Source organism: Glutamicibacter sp. (assembly GCF_032154645.1).
GTDB lineage: Bacteria > Actinomycetota > Actinomycetes > Actinomycetales > Micrococcaceae > Glutamicibacter.
The window spans coordinates 40441-56276 of sequence record NZ_JALDXV010000014.1 but is presented as its reverse complement, the minus strand read 5'-3'; the positions used below and the strand labels follow the sequence as shown (position 1 = coordinate 56276).

The 15836-nt window shown below is 57.6% G+C and carries 15 protein-coding genes, 3 tRNA genes and 1 riboswitch; of the genes, 5 read left to right on the top strand and 13 right to left on the bottom strand.

The window, feature by feature from the left end; all coding sequences use genetic code 11:
• Nucleotides 1–6 precede the first annotated feature (6 nt).
• Together RUH64_RS12170 and asd are read left to right on the top strand one after the other, a co-directional pair.
• Nucleotides 7–234 carry an NF038396 family protein gene (locus tag RUH64_RS12170; protein WP_313813688.1) on the top strand — a complete coding sequence of 76 codons (228 nt, stop codon included), beginning with the start codon at nt 7–9 and terminating at the stop codon, nt 232–234.
• 112 nt (nt 235–346) lie between these two features.
• Nucleotides 347–1465 carry an aspartate-semialdehyde dehydrogenase gene (gene asd, locus RUH64_RS12165; protein WP_313813686.1) on the top strand — a complete coding sequence of 373 codons (1119 nt, stop codon included), beginning with the start codon at nt 347–349 and terminating at the stop codon, nt 1463–1465.
• A 62-nt stretch (nt 1466–1527) separates the two neighbouring features.
• Here the strand turns inward: asd and RUH64_RS12160 are convergent, their stop codons facing one another.
• From RUH64_RS12160 to RUH64_RS12130, 7 genes are all read right to left on the bottom strand, one after another.
• Entirely contained in the window at nt 1528–2073 is a 546-nt protein-coding gene (locus RUH64_RS12160; RefSeq protein WP_313813684.1) for a GNAT family protein, read from the bottom strand.
• A gap of 44 nt (nt 2074–2117) precedes the next feature.
• Entirely contained in the window at nt 2118–3179 is a 1062-nt protein-coding gene (locus RUH64_RS12155) for a UDP-N-acetylmuramate dehydrogenase (RefSeq protein WP_313813682.1), read from the bottom strand.
• 12 nt (nt 3180–3191) lie between these two features.
• On the bottom strand, nt 3192–4352 hold the full coding sequence (locus RUH64_RS12150; protein WP_313813681.1) for an MFS transporter: 1161 nt from the start codon (nt 4350–4352) through the stop codon (nt 3192–3194).
• A 56-nt stretch (nt 4353–4408) separates the two neighbouring features.
• Complete coding sequence (locus RUH64_RS12145; protein ID WP_313813679.1) at nt 4409–4849, bottom strand: MaoC family dehydratase; 441 nt, start codon at nt 4847–4849, stop codon at nt 4409–4411.
• 2 nt (nt 4850–4851) lie between these two features.
• Nucleotides 4852–5298, bottom strand: coding sequence for a MaoC family dehydratase N-terminal domain-containing protein (locus RUH64_RS12140; RefSeq protein ID WP_313813677.1), 447 nt, complete (start codon nt 5296–5298; stop codon nt 4852–4854).
• 108 nt (nt 5299–5406) lie between these two features.
• Nucleotides 5407–5688 (bottom strand): hypothetical protein, encoded by a 282-nt coding sequence (locus RUH64_RS12135; protein ID WP_313813675.1) that lies wholly within the window; start codon nt 5686–5688, stop codon nt 5407–5409.
• A gap of 131 nt (nt 5689–5819) precedes the next feature.
• Nucleotides 5820–6761, bottom strand: a complete 942-nt coding sequence (locus RUH64_RS12130) for a DUF2797 domain-containing protein (protein WP_313813673.1) — start codon at nt 6759–6761, stop codon at nt 5820–5822.
• 300 nt (nt 6762–7061) lie between these two features.
• Here RUH64_RS12130 and RUH64_RS12125 point away from each other — a divergent pair, with 300 nt between their 5' ends.
• Nucleotides 7062–7784, top strand: coding sequence for a GTP pyrophosphokinase family protein (locus RUH64_RS12125; RefSeq protein WP_396276021.1), 723 nt, complete (start codon nt 7062–7064; stop codon nt 7782–7784).
• A gap of 89 nt (nt 7785–7873) precedes the next feature.
• Here the strand turns inward: RUH64_RS12125 and RUH64_RS12120 are convergent, their stop codons facing one another.
• The 6 genes from RUH64_RS12120 to RUH64_RS12095 all read right to left on the bottom strand — a co-directional run bounded on the left by RUH64_RS12120 (nt 7874) and on the right by RUH64_RS12095 (nt 12845).
• Nucleotides 7874–8308, bottom strand: a complete 435-nt coding sequence (locus RUH64_RS12120; RefSeq protein WP_313813671.1) for a MaoC family dehydratase — start codon at nt 8306–8308, stop codon at nt 7874–7876.
• Between the two features lie 136 nt (nt 8309–8444).
• Nucleotides 8445–9782 (bottom strand): DUF2252 domain-containing protein, encoded by a 1338-nt coding sequence (locus RUH64_RS12115; protein WP_313813669.1) that lies wholly within the window; start codon nt 9780–9782, stop codon nt 8445–8447.
• Nucleotides 9783–9926: 144 nt separating this feature from the next.
• A complete protein-coding gene (locus tag RUH64_RS12110) occupies nt 9927–11759 on the bottom strand; it encodes an alpha/beta fold hydrolase (protein ID WP_313813667.1) in 1833 nt (610 codons plus the stop codon).
• On the bottom strand, nt 11756–12355 hold the full coding sequence (locus RUH64_RS12105; protein WP_313813665.1) for a TetR/AcrR family transcriptional regulator: 600 nt from the start codon (nt 12353–12355) through the stop codon (nt 11756–11758). Before RUH64_RS12105 ends, RUH64_RS12110 begins: the two co-directional genes overlap by 4 nt.
• 297 nt (nt 12356–12652) lie before the next feature.
• A tRNA-Met gene (locus tag RUH64_RS12100) sits at nt 12653–12726 on the bottom strand.
• A 47-nt stretch (nt 12727–12773) separates the two neighbouring features.
• Nucleotides 12774–12845: transfer RNA gene (locus tag RUH64_RS12095), tRNA-Thr, on the bottom strand.
• A gap of 514 nt (nt 12846–13359) precedes the next feature.
• Between RUH64_RS12095 and RUH64_RS12090 the strand changes: the two genes are divergently transcribed.
• Nucleotides 13360–13431: transfer RNA gene (locus tag RUH64_RS12090), tRNA-Thr, on the top strand.
• Nucleotides 13432–13748: 317 nt separating this feature from the next.
• Nucleotides 13749–13858: riboswitch (TPP riboswitch) on the top strand.
• Nucleotides 13854–15599: a phosphomethylpyrimidine synthase ThiC gene (thiC, locus tag RUH64_RS12085; RefSeq protein ID WP_313813662.1), complete on the top strand. Its 1746-nt coding sequence runs from the start codon at nt 13854–13856 to the stop codon at nt 15597–15599. (Overlaps the previous riboswitch by 5 nt.)
• The last annotated feature ends 237 nt before the right edge of the window (nt 15600–15836 follow it).

Sequence of the window (15836 nt, the reverse complement as noted above, 5' to 3'; positions counted from 1 at the left end):
CCACCAATGAAAAAATACATCGCTGATCTCAAACAGCACTCGGAAGCACTGTTTGTCCTTGGCTACATGCTTTTCCCATTGCTGGCGCTTGTCGTCGCTGTGCTCGGATTCTTCATGGTCCTCGGCGGACACAAGATCTTCGGCATCATCCTGCTGTTCGTCCCCACCCAGATTTTCATCTTCAGTGCGTACTGGGCCATCAAGAACCGCAAGCTGCTGCTTGAGGAAAAGTAGAACTTTCGCTTCACCAAATCACACTCGAACCCTGCTGGGGCTCGGGTGTGATTCTGCTTTAACTCCTGTAACGAACCGGGGCTCAGGCCCCGATTCCCCCTACCATTGAGACATGACTTCATCTGTTGGTTTTGTTGGTTACCGTGGCATGGTTGGTTCCGTGCTGATGCAGCGCATGCTCGACGAGGGCGATTTCGCGCAGATTGATCCAGTGTTCTTCTCCACTTCGAATGCCGGCGGCAAGGCCCCCGCGTTCGCAGAAGGTGCAGATGCATTGCAGGATGCCTATGACATCCAGACCCTGGCCAAGCTGCCGATTATTGTGACTGCCCAGGGCGGCGACTACACCACCAAGGTGCACAGCGAACTGCGCAAGGCAGGCTGGGACGGCCTGTGGATCGATGCCGCGTCCACCCTGCGCATGAACGACGACTCGGTGATTGTGCTCGACCCAATCAACCGCAATGTCATCGACCAGTCGCTTGCCGGCGGCGTCAAAGACTTCATCGGCGGCAACTGCACCGTATCCTGCATGCTCATGGGCCTGGGCGGTCTGTTCAAGAACAACCTGGTCGAGTGGGGCACCGCGATGACCTACCAGGCCGCCTCCGGCGGCGGAGCACGCCACATGCGTGAACTGCTCACCCAGTTCGGCGACATCAATTCCTCCGTGGAAGCAGAGCTTGCAGATCCGGCCAGCGCGATCCTGGAGATCGACCGCAAGGTGCTGGAAACTCAGCGCGGCAACCTCGACGCTTCCCAGTTCGGCGTACCGCTGGGCGGCTCGCTGATCCCATGGATCGATTCGGACCTGGGCAACGGCCAGTCCCGTGAGGAGTGGAAGGCGGGAGCCGAAACCAATAAGATCCTGCAGACCTCCGGTAGCCAGCACATCGTCATGGACGGGCTGTGCGTACGCATCGGCGCCATGCGTTCTCACTCGCAGGCCTTGACCCTGAAGCTGAAGGAGAACCTGTCGGTCGCTGACATCGAGTCGCTGCTGGCGCAGGACAACGAGTGGGCCAAGGTGGTACCGAATGAGAAGGAAGCTACCGTTGAGCAGCTGACCCCTGTCGCCGCCTCGGGCACCCTGGACATTCCGGTGGGACGCATCCGCAAGCTTGAAATGGGACCGGAGTACATCTCCGCGTTCACCGTGGGCGACCAGCTGTTGTGGGGCGCCGCCGAGCCGCTGCGCCGCATGCTCGCCATCGCCCAGGGCCGCCTCTAGGAGCCTGAGCCTTAACCTCAGCGTCGGGATCGGAACACGAAGTTCTGATCCCGACGCTGATGTCATTTAAGCTGTGATTTGGTGCTGGGCTGCCATTCATCACGCAGCAGCGAATAGAGCAGTTGGTCGTGCCAGGCACCTCCGCGCCACTGGGATTTGCGGACGGTTCCCTCCAAAATGAACCCGAGGGAGTCTAGGACCCGCTGCTCGGCGATGTTCTGCGCCGCGGTGGTCGCCTGGATGCGGTGTCTCGGGTAGTGGGTGAAGAGGTAGTCGATCAGCAGCCGCTGCGCCTGGGTGCCAATCCCCTGCCCGCGGTAGTCGGCAAAGATGCCGACGGCAATCTCCCAACAGGCCGAGGTATTGGCCCGGCCCCACGCGGTGCTGGTAAACCAGTCGACCTTCCCCACCGTGGTATCACCCAGCGCGATGCTCAGCGCGCCGTCCTGCGTGCCGATGAATTGGTCCTGGGCCAAACGGGCGCGCAGCGAATTGGTGTTCCAGAAGCCGAACCACTGGGATTCACTCGCTCCGTCTAAGGACTGGAAATGCGTCTCGATCAGCTTGATGTCCGCATCAACGAGCTTTCTCAGGCTCACCTGTGCCATGATCTGCAGTCCCTTCTTCAGCCAGGGCGGCCGGATGGATGGTGTTAGAGGCTCACTCCGATTAGCAGCGGCTCGTTCACCAGAGTAATACCGAATTGACGGTGTACGCCACGGCGCACGGCCCGGGCTATTGCAAGGATGTCCTCGGCGGTGGCATCGCCGCGATTGGTGATGGCCAGGGTGTGCTTGGTGGACAGCGACGCCCTTCCTTCGGCCAGCTCGAATCCTTCGCTGCCTTCGAGCCCGAAGCCTTTGCCGAATCCTGCCTGGTCGATCAGCCAGGCGGCCGACAGCTTGACCATTCCCGGTTCTTCCACCGGGTAGTTCGGTGCGTTCTGCGGCAGCCGATCCAAGACCGTGCGCTCAACGATCGGGTTGGTGAAGAATGATCCGGTGGAGTGCGAGTCCGCATCCTGAAGGTCGTAGACCATGCCCTTGGAGCGGCGCAGTTCCAGCACCGTTTGGCGCACCGTCAGCGCGTCGGCGCTGCGCCCTGCCTCCACGCCAAGCCGGCGTGCGAGCTCGGCGTAGCGGATCGGCGCAGAGGCCTCGGTACTTGCCAGCTGGAATCCGACTTCCAACACCACATAGCGCGGCGAGCCTTCGATACTGGTTTCCTTGATCAGCGAATGGCGGTAGGAAAATTCCAGCTGCTCATTGTCCAGGGTGGTGATCTTTCCTTCGCTGCGGTCCCACACGCGCGCCCAGGCCAGGGACTGGGAGACGTCGGCGCCATAGGCACCGACATTCTGCACCGGTGTGGCCCCGGCACAGCCGGGAATCCCGGAGAGCGCTTCGAGCCCGCTGAGTCCCTGGGTCAGCGAGTATTCAACCACCGCGTCCCAGTTTTCGCCGGCGGCGACCAACAGGAGGACCTGACCGTCGCCCAGCTGTTCGGTGCGAATGCCTCGAGTGGCGATGTGGATCGCGGTCCCCGGGTAGCCGGCGTCGCTGATCACCAGGTTGGACCCGCCGCCGACCAGCAGCACCTGCGCTCCGCGCTGATCGGCGGTGCGAACAGCCTCGATGAGCTCCGCCTCGGTGGCGGCGCTCACTAGGCGCTGCGCCGGGCCGCCGACTGCGGTAGTGGTCAGGTTCTTGAGCATTGCGTAGTACTTTCAGTCAGAAGTTGTATTCGACGATTCGCCGTGGGGGTAGCCGGCAGCATTCTTGGACAGGGCGAAGGCAACCACCACCAAGATGGCGATGCAGCCAAGCGCGGGAAGCAGCCCGATGGCCCCTGCCAACAGGCCCAGCAGCGGCGGACCGCCGAGGAACGCCGCATAGCCGATGGTTGACACCACCGAAACACGGGCCGCGGCATGCACCGGGTCGTCCGAGGCGGCGCTCATGGCCAGCGGGAAGGTCAGGGCCACGCCCATGCCCCAGATCGCCAGGGCGATGAATGCAAGGACCAGGTTCCCGCCAAAGGCGAAGAGCAGCAGGCCGACGAAGGCGAACACCGCACTCATGCGGATCATGAAGACGCGGCCCATGCGCAGGATCAAATCTCCGGAGAGCAGCCTGGTCAGCGTCATAGCGGTGACGAAGGTGGCATAGCCGAGCGCGCCGGTAGCCTCGCTAGTGTCGTAGCCGTCGGACAGCGCCAACGCCACCCAGTCCCCCGCAGCGCCTTCGGCGAGCGCCATGCCGAGCACGAGCACTCCCAGCAGCACTGTCTGCGGTTCCCTCCAGGTGGCCTTCAACGACCGGCCGCTTGACTCGGGCCCCTTGGCGGAACGGCTTGAATCCTCGCCGAAGTAGCGGGCCGAGTAGAGCACGATGCCCACGACCAACAGGCCCATGGCGGCGTAGTGCACTCCCAGAGGCAGCGCAATGGCCGCGGCCGCTGCGCCGATGCCCGCACCTACCACCGTGCCGATGGAGAAGAAGCCGTGCAGGGCCGGCATGACGCTGCGTTGCAGGGCCCGTTCCATGGCTGCGCCCTGGACATTTGATGCGACGTTCCAGGAGGCCGAACCCAGGCCCTGGACGAAGAGGATTATCGCGGTGAGCACCGGAGAATGCAGCACGCCGGCCGCGATGCCGACGCCGAGCAGTCCCAGACCTGCAATGGTTGCTCCGAAGCGCATCACATTGATGGCTCCAAACTTCATCACCAGGTGTCCAGCCAGGGATACGGAGACGAAGGAGCCGGCACTCATGCCGAGCAGCAGCAGGCCGACCTGCGCGTGGTCTAGGCCCAGGACGTCGCGGACCGTGGGAAGCCTGGAAACCAGGGTCGCCAAAACGAGGCCGCTGGCCAGATAGGCGGCCATCAGCCCGTTTCTCCAGTGCTTAACTGCTACCGGAGTGTCGTTTGGCGGGTCCTGGTTCAGAATTGCACCACAGCCTGGCACTTGAGCAGCACCTTGGCGCCGTTGGCTGAGACTGTCAGGTCAACGCGGGCGGTGCGGGCTTCGGTATCCAGTGCGCCGATCTTGCCTTCCACCTCAATGGTGGTGCCTTCAAAGTCGCTCGGGTTGGTGCCGTCGGGATCTTCGACGACCACCGGCTTGGTGAAGCGGGTCTGGTAGTCGATGACTGCCCCCGGGTTGCCGACCCAGGTGGAGACCAGGTCGATGACCGATCCCATGGTGAACATGCCGTGGGCGATGACCGATGGCAGTTCGACTTCCTGGGCGAAGCGCTGATTCCAGTGAATGGGGTTGAAGTCTCCGGAGGCTCCGGCGTAGCGGACCAGGTCTGCACGGTTGACCTTGACGGTATGCGTGCCGAGGATCTGTCCTTTTTCGAGGGTGTCGAAGTTGATCATGATTAGTCCTCAGCTCGTACCAGAAGGGAAGAAACGGTGGTGGCGATCTTTTCTCCGCCCACGGTGGTGATTTCCGCGCGGGTGGTGATCATGGCACCGGCGCCCATTTCGCGGATCTGATCCACATAGAGCTCCGCGAGCAGTTCGTCGCCCGCAACGATCGGGCGGTGGTGGGTGAAGCGCTGGTCTGCGTGGACAACTCGGGAGAAGTCGATGCCGGAGGCCGGATCGGCGATCAGCTGTGCATCGGCGCGCTGGGCGATGATGATGGCGAAGGTCGGCGGAGCAACGACGTCGCTGTAGCCCAGTTCACGGGCGGCTTCCACGTCGTAGTGCGCCCGAGAGGTGGCCTTGGTGGCAGCCGCAAATTCGCGGATCTTCTCGCGTCCTACCTGGTAGGATTCGCCGGCAGGATAGATTCGTCCCGCCAGATCAGGGTTGATGCCCATTGATTCTCCTGGATGTGGTGACTAATTGGTTGATGTGGCCGTTGGCCGGATCGTCGTGCACTTGACTGTGCCGCGACAAAAGTGTGTTCGTATGCTGCCGTGTGGTGGCTAATTGCCGGGTTCGTTGGCGTTGTTCTTCGCCTCGCGCGGGTTGCGCACCAACCCGTTGGCGATGCGCCAGTTGCGGGTGTCGCGGGCACGGACTACGAGCCCGATGAGGTGGCAGATCATTCCGATCACGAGAAAACCGATCGCCACGTAGACTACGGGGCGGACATGGCTCAGCGAACCGATAATTGTCAGGATGATTCCCAGACCGATTGATCCCATGGCGGAAAAGACAAGCTTCTTGTATCGCGGTGAGGCCGCTTCCCAGGGAGTATTGGTCATAACCTCCAGTCTAGTTCAGAGGTACAGGGCGTCGTGGTCAGGCATTTGGGTATTTCTGGTGACAACACCCACCCGATGATGGGAATGATCAGTGCGTCGACGTATGCAAGAGCCTGGTCAACATTCACCTGTTAGAACAGTGCAGACTGCTCTTCCTGGAATTCGGAATTGTCATCGCTGATGCGCACGTCTCGTGTCTTCAGCTCGGCAGCGTCAATCAAACGAAGTGTGCTTTCATCACCATGATCCACGAGCAGACTCTGCCCTAGGACACCGCGGAGCCGAAAGTTCAAGGTACTGTCGGGGATCGAGGCTCCCCAGGGGTGAAGCGTGTGCCGGTCCCAGGCCGAGACCACCGGGACGGCGAATCTTGGTTGTTCCCAGAACTCGTCGAGCAGTTCAATTCCATAGGCATCTAGCCCACGCTGGCCAGCTAAGAACTCGCGTGTCTGGCGTGCAGAGCCGCTGTTGATTTCATCGAGACCCGCATAGTTCAGTTCCCAGCTGGTTAGTCCCTTGATTTTGGACTTTTGACGCACTTGCTGGCTCAGTCCCACGTGCTGGGTCACCAAATCTTCAAGAACTCGAATAGCCGCACCGTCCGGGGCTTTGGCTACGTAGCGGGCAATAACTGCACCCTGCTGGGCAAGGCGGCTCCATTTACTCTGGGTCGATGTGGTTCCGACCTTGGTCACTCCGTGGGCAAAACTTGCGATATAGAGAAAATGCGGCTGTTCCAAGTACTTTTTCAGGCCCGCGGGTGCTTCTCCAGTTTTGTGGAAGTGGTGCATGAACTTGGTTTGATCCAGGCGTCGACATCCCTCACACTGTGTTCCCGTGCGAACGGCCTTATTCTTGGGACACGGAAGCATATTGCGGCTACCGTCGTCGTTCATCGTGACGTAGCCTAGACAGAATTTCAGCTCGCCGACCCGTAACTGTACATGACGGTTCGCCGCAAGGCTCTCGTTGATCCATGTCTCCCCACGGCGCAGTCGAAGGATGGGATCAGGTTCATGCTGCGAGAAGCTAATCCCGTGGCAGAGCTGTCGAGCAGCATTTTCGAATTCCATCCGGCGCCTTTCCACATTCTGTACCAATCAACCCTAAGCCAGACGGTGGGTCGTATTCGAATATAGGTCCCGCGCCGCAGGGTTTTCCTTCCGCACCGGGAGGATTCCCTGCCCGTGTTGCTTTGCCACTAGCAGATTTCTAAGCACGACGTTCTAATATGTTGTCAGAAGCCATTGAACGGCGTGCATGATGGTGAGAAACAATTAGAGGTGATCACGATTTCAACTCAAAACATTGGTCCTGACGCTACTGGACCGGTCACGGTTCCTGCCGCGGCATTGGCCAATCCTGAACTGCAGATGATGGCCAAGAAATTCCAGCACCAATTCCAACGCTTCATGATGGAACATCAGTTTGCAGTCGATGAAATCCTTACCAAGGTTTCAATCCTCCAAGAAGAGTTCCTGTACCTGCACAAATACAATCCTATTGAGCATGTAACCTCGCGAGTAAAAACTCCCGAGAGTATCGTGCGCAAAGTGGCAAAGCGGCAGATTCCACCGACCTTCGATGCGATTCGGGAGAACATCAGCGACATCGCTGGCGTGCGTATCACATGCAGCTTCGTCAAGGATATTTATAAGGTGCTCAATACCTTGACCTCGCAGAATGATCTGAAGGTCATCCAGATCAAGGACTACATCAAGAACCCGAAACCCAATGGCTACAAGAGCGTCCATGCGATTCTTCAGGTTCCGGTCTTCCTTTCTGAAGGACCGGTAGACATCACCGTCGAGGTTCAAATCAGAACCATCGCTCAAGATTTCTGGGCGAGCCTAGAACATAAGATCTTCTACAAATACGAGGGTGCAGTTCCGGAACACTTGGTCGAAGAACTAGCTGAAGCGGCCCGGGTTGCAGAAAAGCTCGACATGAAGATGCAGCGTTTGCACACGGAAGTTCACGGTCATGACGTCAACAGCCAGGAATCCGAGGAGGATCGTGGTTTCGATGACTCCGTATTGAAAGAACTACTGATGATTGCGCAGCACGGTGCAACACCGGATCATGAAAATAGGTAATTCAGTATAGGGCTACCGGGAGTCAAGCTTTTTGCTTCCGGTGCCCTGAGTCTGCCTTGACGTGTAGCGGTGTTGAAACCGGTACTCGGCTACATGCTATCCGCTGGGAGAATAAGGCTTTTCGAGCTTGCTTTTACGCAGAGCTCACCCTTACTGTTACGGAGCTCCCCGTAAAGGGTCACTACCTCACCCCCAAGTTTGGGCTCCGGCGCTACCTCAGAGATGGCCCACCGGGCTGTTACCGTGTCATTAGCGAGTACGGCCTTGCGAAACTCGAAGTTGAATTCTAGACCGAGGCCAGAACCTCGCTCGGTCAGATATGAGCCGACCATGCCCATCATCAGTGCCGAGTACTGTGTGCCGCTGACGATCAAGCCACCAAATCTGCTCTGCCGTGCAAACTGATCATCGTGATGAAGCGGGCTGGAATCGCCGGTGAGCGTTGCGAAATATTTGACGTTCTCGACATTGAAGTCAAAAGTCTTCGAGAAAGTCTCGCCGGCGCAGTACATGGAAGATGTCATGGGGTTCTTTCTTTACTTGTCTAACTCGAAGCCTACGACGCCGCATAGCTGAGATATCTAGTCAAGCGCAGGAAGTCATTGATTTATTTCATTCTCCTAGCCTCAGCAATATGGCGGCGCCAGTGCGTCAACGTTTTCAGCTGCGGATCCGCTTCAAGAAAATGTCGTAGTCTGACGTGGCCTTATCCGCATATTGCGCCGACCACCAAACGATGCTCTCGCCGATCCGTTTGCCTTTGCCGATGAACGCTGCAACTTCGTTGGCTGAAGGAGACTTCGCGTGGGCGCGTGCCAATGTTCTAGCGCAGGCTACGGCATAGTCACGGAAGGATTCGTCAGCCAGCATCTCCATGTCTATCCCGCCCTTCATGTCGTGGAATTGCCTGACATAGAAATCTGCGCCATCTGTCCGCAGGTGCCCCAAGAAGGGATCAGAGAATGATTGAAGAATTCGTTGCAAGCCAACTACGCGGCCTCCCTCTCCTAAGCGCTCGATTCCCTCACGCAGGTGAGGAGGCTGTTGGATTCCTCCGTATTCTTCCAAGACGCTTTGATTCGCCTCTTTGATCTGAAGAATTAAGTGACTTCCCGTCGCATCTGCCAACAGCGCAAGGTAGCAATGAGTGCCGACGCTGCCCGCACCGACAACCCGACGTACGGTATCAATCACGGTGAACTGCGAGAGCAAAAATCTGATGTCAACGGAGGCCGATCGCTGATAAAGCTCGAAGACATCTGTCAGTATGTTTTCAGTCGCGGTACCGACTCGGGTCATCAGCGGCTGGTTCTCGATGAATTGAAGACTGCCGTTCTTCCCGATCTTGGTTAGTTTCTTCGTCGCTCGGATGCCAGTTCTCTTTTTGGCATCCTTGATCGCTTTGGCTAGTGTGTGGCGGGAGTTGGCCGCGACGTTTTTACCGGCATTTTCTAGATCGGAGTGAGCGTAGTAGCGTTCCAACGGGCTTCTCGCGCTGGACCCCTTGATGGCGTGTACGTAGCTGGCTACTGCGGACAACGCGGCCTGTTCAATGATCGAATCGGACCTATTGGACTCACGCCCGCCAATGATGACGCTGGTGACCAGACGTTTCAGATCCCACTCCCACGGAGCCCATGCTGATTCGTCGAAGTCATTAAGATCGAACTGCAAGGTGCGCTGCGGTGAAGCATAGAATCCGAAATTGCTCACATGGGCATCACCGCAGGATGCCACCAATATCCCGCTATGAGGATCTTGGGCCTGGTCCGACGCCATGATGGCCGCAGTTCCACGAAAGAATGAGAACAGGCTTGCAGACATCCGTTCATTGCGCAGCGGCAAAAGGCTCTGTATGCGTCGCTGATTTTGCCGGTCGAGGATCGCTATCGGGTCTCGGCGCACATCGGAGGAAACTCCCAGTGCCGATTTTGGTATATGACCTGTAGTCAGGCCCGATCCGGTGGGGAGGGCGACAGGTGCTGAACCCGTGTTCATGACCACATGCTACTCGTTGAATGAGGGGTCTGGAATAGCTGTGCTGAGGTGGGCAGCAGCCTGAGGAATCAGCGCTCTAGATTCGACATCGCACGGATACTAGTTTTGGTTATCGGCAGTGCGCATCCAGCCGCCGATTGATTTCTACAGGCTCTTCGTCATCTTGTCGTTATTAATTCTCGCCACCTCGTGCTCCCCTCTTAAGAGCTCTATGAGAATTTCGCTGTGAGTCAATTGCGGGTGGTGCCCTGCTCCTTCGATGGAAATTAGCTCTCGATTCGCATGTACTTTGCACTGATCAATCGCTTCAGGGTTGAGCGGATCGCCACTGCCGGTAATAATCCGAATTGGTCCGCGGAATCTGTCCAACGCGGCGCTTAGTTCGTTGCGCCATTTTCTGGAGCCTGCTGTGGCAAGCTGCTTTGCCGTGTTTTTGGCGGTCCTTCGTCTAAGATCATGGACGCTCGAATCAAGTTGATCCGCATATTCGGCTGTCCCGGTCAGTACTTGTGACAGTCGCGCGGAACTAACGTGTCTCAGGTATGCGCCTACAATTGTGGTGTTTCGGGCGAGGCGGCCATTCGATTCCTGAAGGAAGAACGGGGCAATCAATGTCAGTGATTTGATCTGCTCCGGGTAACGGTCGGCGGCAAGCACTGCGGCAGCCGCGCCCAGGGAATGGCCGATGAGATCGATGGGTTCTCCCGAGAGCACGGCCGGGAGCCATCGGCCCCAATCTCTAATTCCTTCGCCTCCGCTGAGCCCCAGTCCCGGCAAATCCACTGCCCTGCCGTTAATGCCTTCGGCTACTGGCGCCCAGGTATCGGCATTCACCGGTAGTCCGGGAAATATCAGCTTGTCTGCACCGGCAGTGCCCAGCTCGAAGGTCTTCACCCCATCAAAACTGCGGAACCGGCGAGGTTCATCACCTGCGTCGCCGAAACGGTGTGCTGCCATATGGTTTACCCAATGACCCAGCCCCATTTTAACTTCAGGCATTGTGATCCCGTTTCGATCAGCCAAAGCTAGGGCGCTCTGAGTCGGGTAACGGTCTTCGGACAGGAAAACCAGTGTTTCAGGGTCTGCCTTGGTTATCCAAGAGGGCAGACGCTTGATGACACTGACCGGTATTCTCAACCGTGGCGCTTTGACGCCCAATTGATGACCTGCATCCGTCAGGAGCTCGGCAAGCGACGGAGTTTCATCGTCGAGGACCCAATAGGAGCGCTCGACTGCTTCGGGGTCGATTGCCGCCGCCGACATGAACGCTGCCAGGTAATCCACGGTCACCACCGGAAGGAACGTCGAACCATTTCCGGGTAATGCGGTGGCACTGCCGTCCCAGACTTGCTTGACGGTACTGCCCAAACCGATGAGCTGATCTGATTCTCCAGTCTTGCTGTCCCCGATGACGCTAGATGGATTAATGATTGTCCATGGAATTCCCCGCTCCTGCGCGCGGGCTTGGAAAATCGCATCTGACTCAACTTTCGATGCTTCATACGGCCCAAGTTCTCGGTAGACCCTTGCCCGATAGTCCTCTGACCACGGAATCAGGGATGGATCCTGCCCACCCACCCGATAGCCCGAAATATGCACGATGCGCTGCAGATGCGGAAGGTCCTTCGCGAAATCGATGATCTTCTCAACGATTCCGACATTGGCTCGTCGCGCTTCCTCTGTGTTCATGCCGAATTTAAAAGAAGCGGCGCAATTATGGATCTCCGTGATCTGAGAGAAGGAGGACCGGCCTTCGTCAAGGATTTCAGGAGCCTCAAAGTCGACAATCGCGGTATCGACGCTGCGCTTCACGCCATGTGCCTGGAGCCACGCTTGAAGCCGTTCTCTGGACCCGGCGCTGCGGACCGCTGCGGTGACAATCGCCCCCGATTGGACGAGGCTGAGCACGAGGTGTCGCCCAATGAGCCCCGAGGCGCCGAAAACCAATGCATGGCGAGCGAAGGCATGAGTTGTCATCGCTGGCTCCTGGCAGGTTCGCATCTCTGGTTGATAAGCTCGGCGACAACGTCAGCGGCTGCTCTTAGCGGTTGAGTGTTTTGCATGGCCCTCGAAACAATCACTGCTCCCTCAATCGTTGAAATGACTACAGTTGCCAGCGCACGGGCTTCGTCTATGTTTACTCCGTTGGCTTCCAACAGTGCAGCTGTGGGTGCGATCCAAGATTCAAAGGCCTGCGCACAAGCTTGCCGGAGCCTTTCACTTTCTGAGCCCATTTCCAGAGTCACCACGGATACCGGGCATCCCAACCGGAAATTGCTGGTCCCAACGATCTCCGCCAATACGTCAATGGCGTATCTGGCGGCTTCCGCAGGACCACCTGCTGCAACTGATGTCTCGGCAATTAGGTTCTCAAACTGCTTCGCGGCAAGCTCGACAGCTGCCACGCCTAGTCCTTCTTTACCGTCGGGGAAATGAAAATACACCGAGCCCTTGGGTGCGGAGGCATGTTCAATAACCGCATTAAGGCCGGTTCCGCTATATCCGTTGGCCTGAATAAGTTCAAGCATGGACTCTGCGAGCCGAGCCTTTGTTAGCTCACCTTTGGATGTCATGGGTTAAAAATAGACCAGTCTATATATTTTTGCAATCAACCATTTCACTGTTGATTTTCTGCATACAGAAATCAGGTCACACCGCATGCCTTCCGCATGATCTCGCACCCCAGGAAACCACAGCCAGCAAGACGGATTATCAGAGCCCCGAGCGCCACTCAACCCCGAGAGCAAAAGGGGTAATTTCAACGCGGGCGCCATCATCGCTCCAATCGAAGCGGGAGGGCGCATGATTCCCCTCTTCAAATAAAAACAAAACCCCCAACTTGAAAAATCCAAGTCAGGGGTTCTTTTCTGTAGCGGTGCCGGGACTCGATCCCGGGACCTCACGATTATGAGTCGTGCGCTCTAACCAGCTGAGCTACACCGCCACAAGTGAGAAACTATCCAGTAGAAGCCAAGATAACTTCTCACTCAGAGCCCCCTGCCGGAATCGATCCGGCGACCTCGTTCTTACCAAGAACGCGCTCTACCACTGAGCTAAGGGGGCAACGAGTAAATACTCTACACGGGTTTGAGGAGAAATAAAAATCGGGCCCTTGCCCCTCGAAGCTCGTCACTAAACCACAAAACAACTAGTCAATCCCACTTTAGCCATATACCCCGCCTACTTGAGACGAAGGGTGGGCCAAAAAAGTTGCCAGTGACGATCCTCACGGATCATTTTGCGCGCTCTATTCACCATTTCACCGCACGTGGCGATAAAATCCGCACCACATTACGGCACTACCGGCAACTCATTTCAAGTGAATCCCAAGACTGAATTCTGCATTGAAACCATTCACCTCAGACCCTCGCGGTCAACCCGAGAACACCTCCGCAACCATTTCCCGCTAGCGAGCCAAACATGCTTCAATGGGGCGATGCTCCCCTAGCACTCCTTTCACCCCGACCTCAGCAAGTTGCCACCCAATATGAGGTTGAGTAGTGACGATGTGACGTCAACGACAATTTGGCCTTCGATTTTGCATTCGCGCAAAACCTGTGTAGAGTTATTACTCGTTGCCCCCTTAGCTCAGTGGTAGAGCGCGTTCTTGGTAAGAACGAGGTCGCCGGATCGATTCCGGCAGGGGGCTCGAAATAAGAGAGATAATCTGATTCAGATTGTCTCTCTTTTCGCTTTCTTTTGTGGTGAAAATCGTCACCATTAGGCATTCAATTCGCCTGAATTCCTGAAGGCAATTCCTCTTACTGTTCTGCCGAGAATACCGTTACGGCATAGACGCAGTGACGGTGAACCTAATAAACCCTCCTGCGGAGCCTTGGCAGCCACGTGGGAGCATTCTCGCAGCCGCAAGGCATTCTTCCGATACGCATTGCTAGGAATCTACGAAATATTTTGCCCACCTCAAATATGGATTTGCCAATCGCCTTATTGAATGTGTTAGCGTAATCGCGACCACACGGGAGTCCACTGGCAAGGGCTGAGATCGAGCTAAAGCTGTTCGAGACCGTTGAACCTGTCCGGGTAATGCCGGCGAAGGAAGTGAGTTCTCACATGAATGAAAATCAGCAGCACCCTGCCCACGAAGCAACTTTTGCACGGCAGGGATCAGTAGAAATCCCCGTCACGAGGATCAGCCTGGCTGACTCTCCCGATGGAACAAAAAACGGGCCACTGGATGTCTACCGCACCAGCGGTCCAGGCAGCGACCCGGTCAAGGGCTTGTCGCCATTCCGCGAAGCATGGATCCGTGAACGCAACGATGTTCTCCAATACCAAGGACGCGAACGCAACCTGCTCGACGATGGTAAATCCGCGGCTAAACGAGGTAAAGCCAGCGCTGAGTGGGCCGGGCGCAAGCCGAATCCGCTCAAGGCAGTCCACGGAGCCCGTGTCACTCAGATGCACTATGCCCGTCAGGGGATCATCACCCAGGAAATGCGCTATGTCGCCGCCCGCGAAGGCTGCAACGTGCAGAAGGTCGTCGACGAGCTGGCCGCAGGTCGGGCCATCATCCCGGCGAATATCAACCACCCGGAAAGCGAACCGATGATCATCGGACGCGAGTTCCTGGTCAAGATCAACGCCAACATTGGAAATTCGGCAGTCACCAGTTCAATCTCCGAGGAAGTTGCCAAGATGCAGTGGGCAACCCTATGGGGAGCAGACACCGTCATGGACCTGTCCACGGGCGATGACATCCACACCACCCGCGAGTGGATCCTGCGCAACTCCCCCGTTCCCATCGGCACGGTGCCCATCTACCAGGCGCTGGAGAAGGTCAATGGCGAGGCGAACGAGCTGACTTGGGAGATTTTCCGGGACACCGTGATTGAACAGTGCGAGCAGGGCGTGGACTACATGACCATCCATGCAGGCGTGCTGCTGCGCTACGTGCCGCTAACTGCCAACCGCGTCACCGGCATCGTCTCCCGTGGCGGCGCAATCATGGCCGGCTGGTGCCTGGCCCACCATCAGGAAAACTTCCTTTACACGCATTTCGACGAGCTGTGCGAAATCTTCGCCCAGTACGACGTCGCCTTCTCTCTGGGCGACGGGCTGCGACCAGGTTCAATTGCCGATGCCAATGACGCTGCGCAGTTCGCTGAGCTGGACACCTTGGCGGAGCTGACCAAGCGGGCGTGGAAGTACGACGTGCAGGTCATGGTGGAAGGCCCCGGGCACATCCCGCTGCATCTGGTGCGTGAAAACGTCGAACGACAGCAGGAGCTGTGCGAAGGTGCGCCCTTCTACACACTCGGCCCGCTGGTCACCGATATCGCACCGGGCTATGACCACATCACCAGCGCCATCGGCGCCACGGAAATCGCCCGCTACGGCACCGCGATGCTCTGCTATGTGACGCCCAAGGAGCACCTTGGACTGCCGAATAAGGATGACGTGAAGACCGGCGTGATCACCTACAAGATTGCCGCCCACGCGGCCGATCTTGCCAAGGGCCACCCCCTGGCGCAGGAGCACGACGACGCACTGAGTAAGGCGCGCTTCGAGTTCCGCTGGCATGACCAGTTCGCGCTCTCGCTGGACCCTGTCACTGCCATGGAGTTCCACGACGAGACGCTGCCTGCGGAGCCCGCCAAGACCGCGCACTTCTGCTCAATGTGCGGGCCGAAGTTCTGCTCCATGCGCATCAGCCAAGACATCCGCAATGAGTTCGGCTCCGCCGAAGCTCAGGAAGCGATCGTGGGCATGGCGGAGAAATCAGCCCAGTTTCTCGCCTCGGGCGGCAAGGTCTATGTCGGGGCCCAAATCCCGGTAGGCGGAACCACCACCATCTAGCGGACCTTGGAAATGCACAACGCCCTTGGAACCTGTTCAATCAGGTTCCAAGGGCGTTGAGTGAGAATCCCCGTTGACTCATAAAATTCCTCCGTCACGGATACTACGTTGCGTCACAAGACAACCGTCGGCACATCAGCTATTGATTCTCGGGCTCGATGGATATCTGCTCAGCACCATGCGGCTAACAATGATCGCGCGTAAGGAAGTCAGCAAGAGTCCCTGAAACCTGTACCG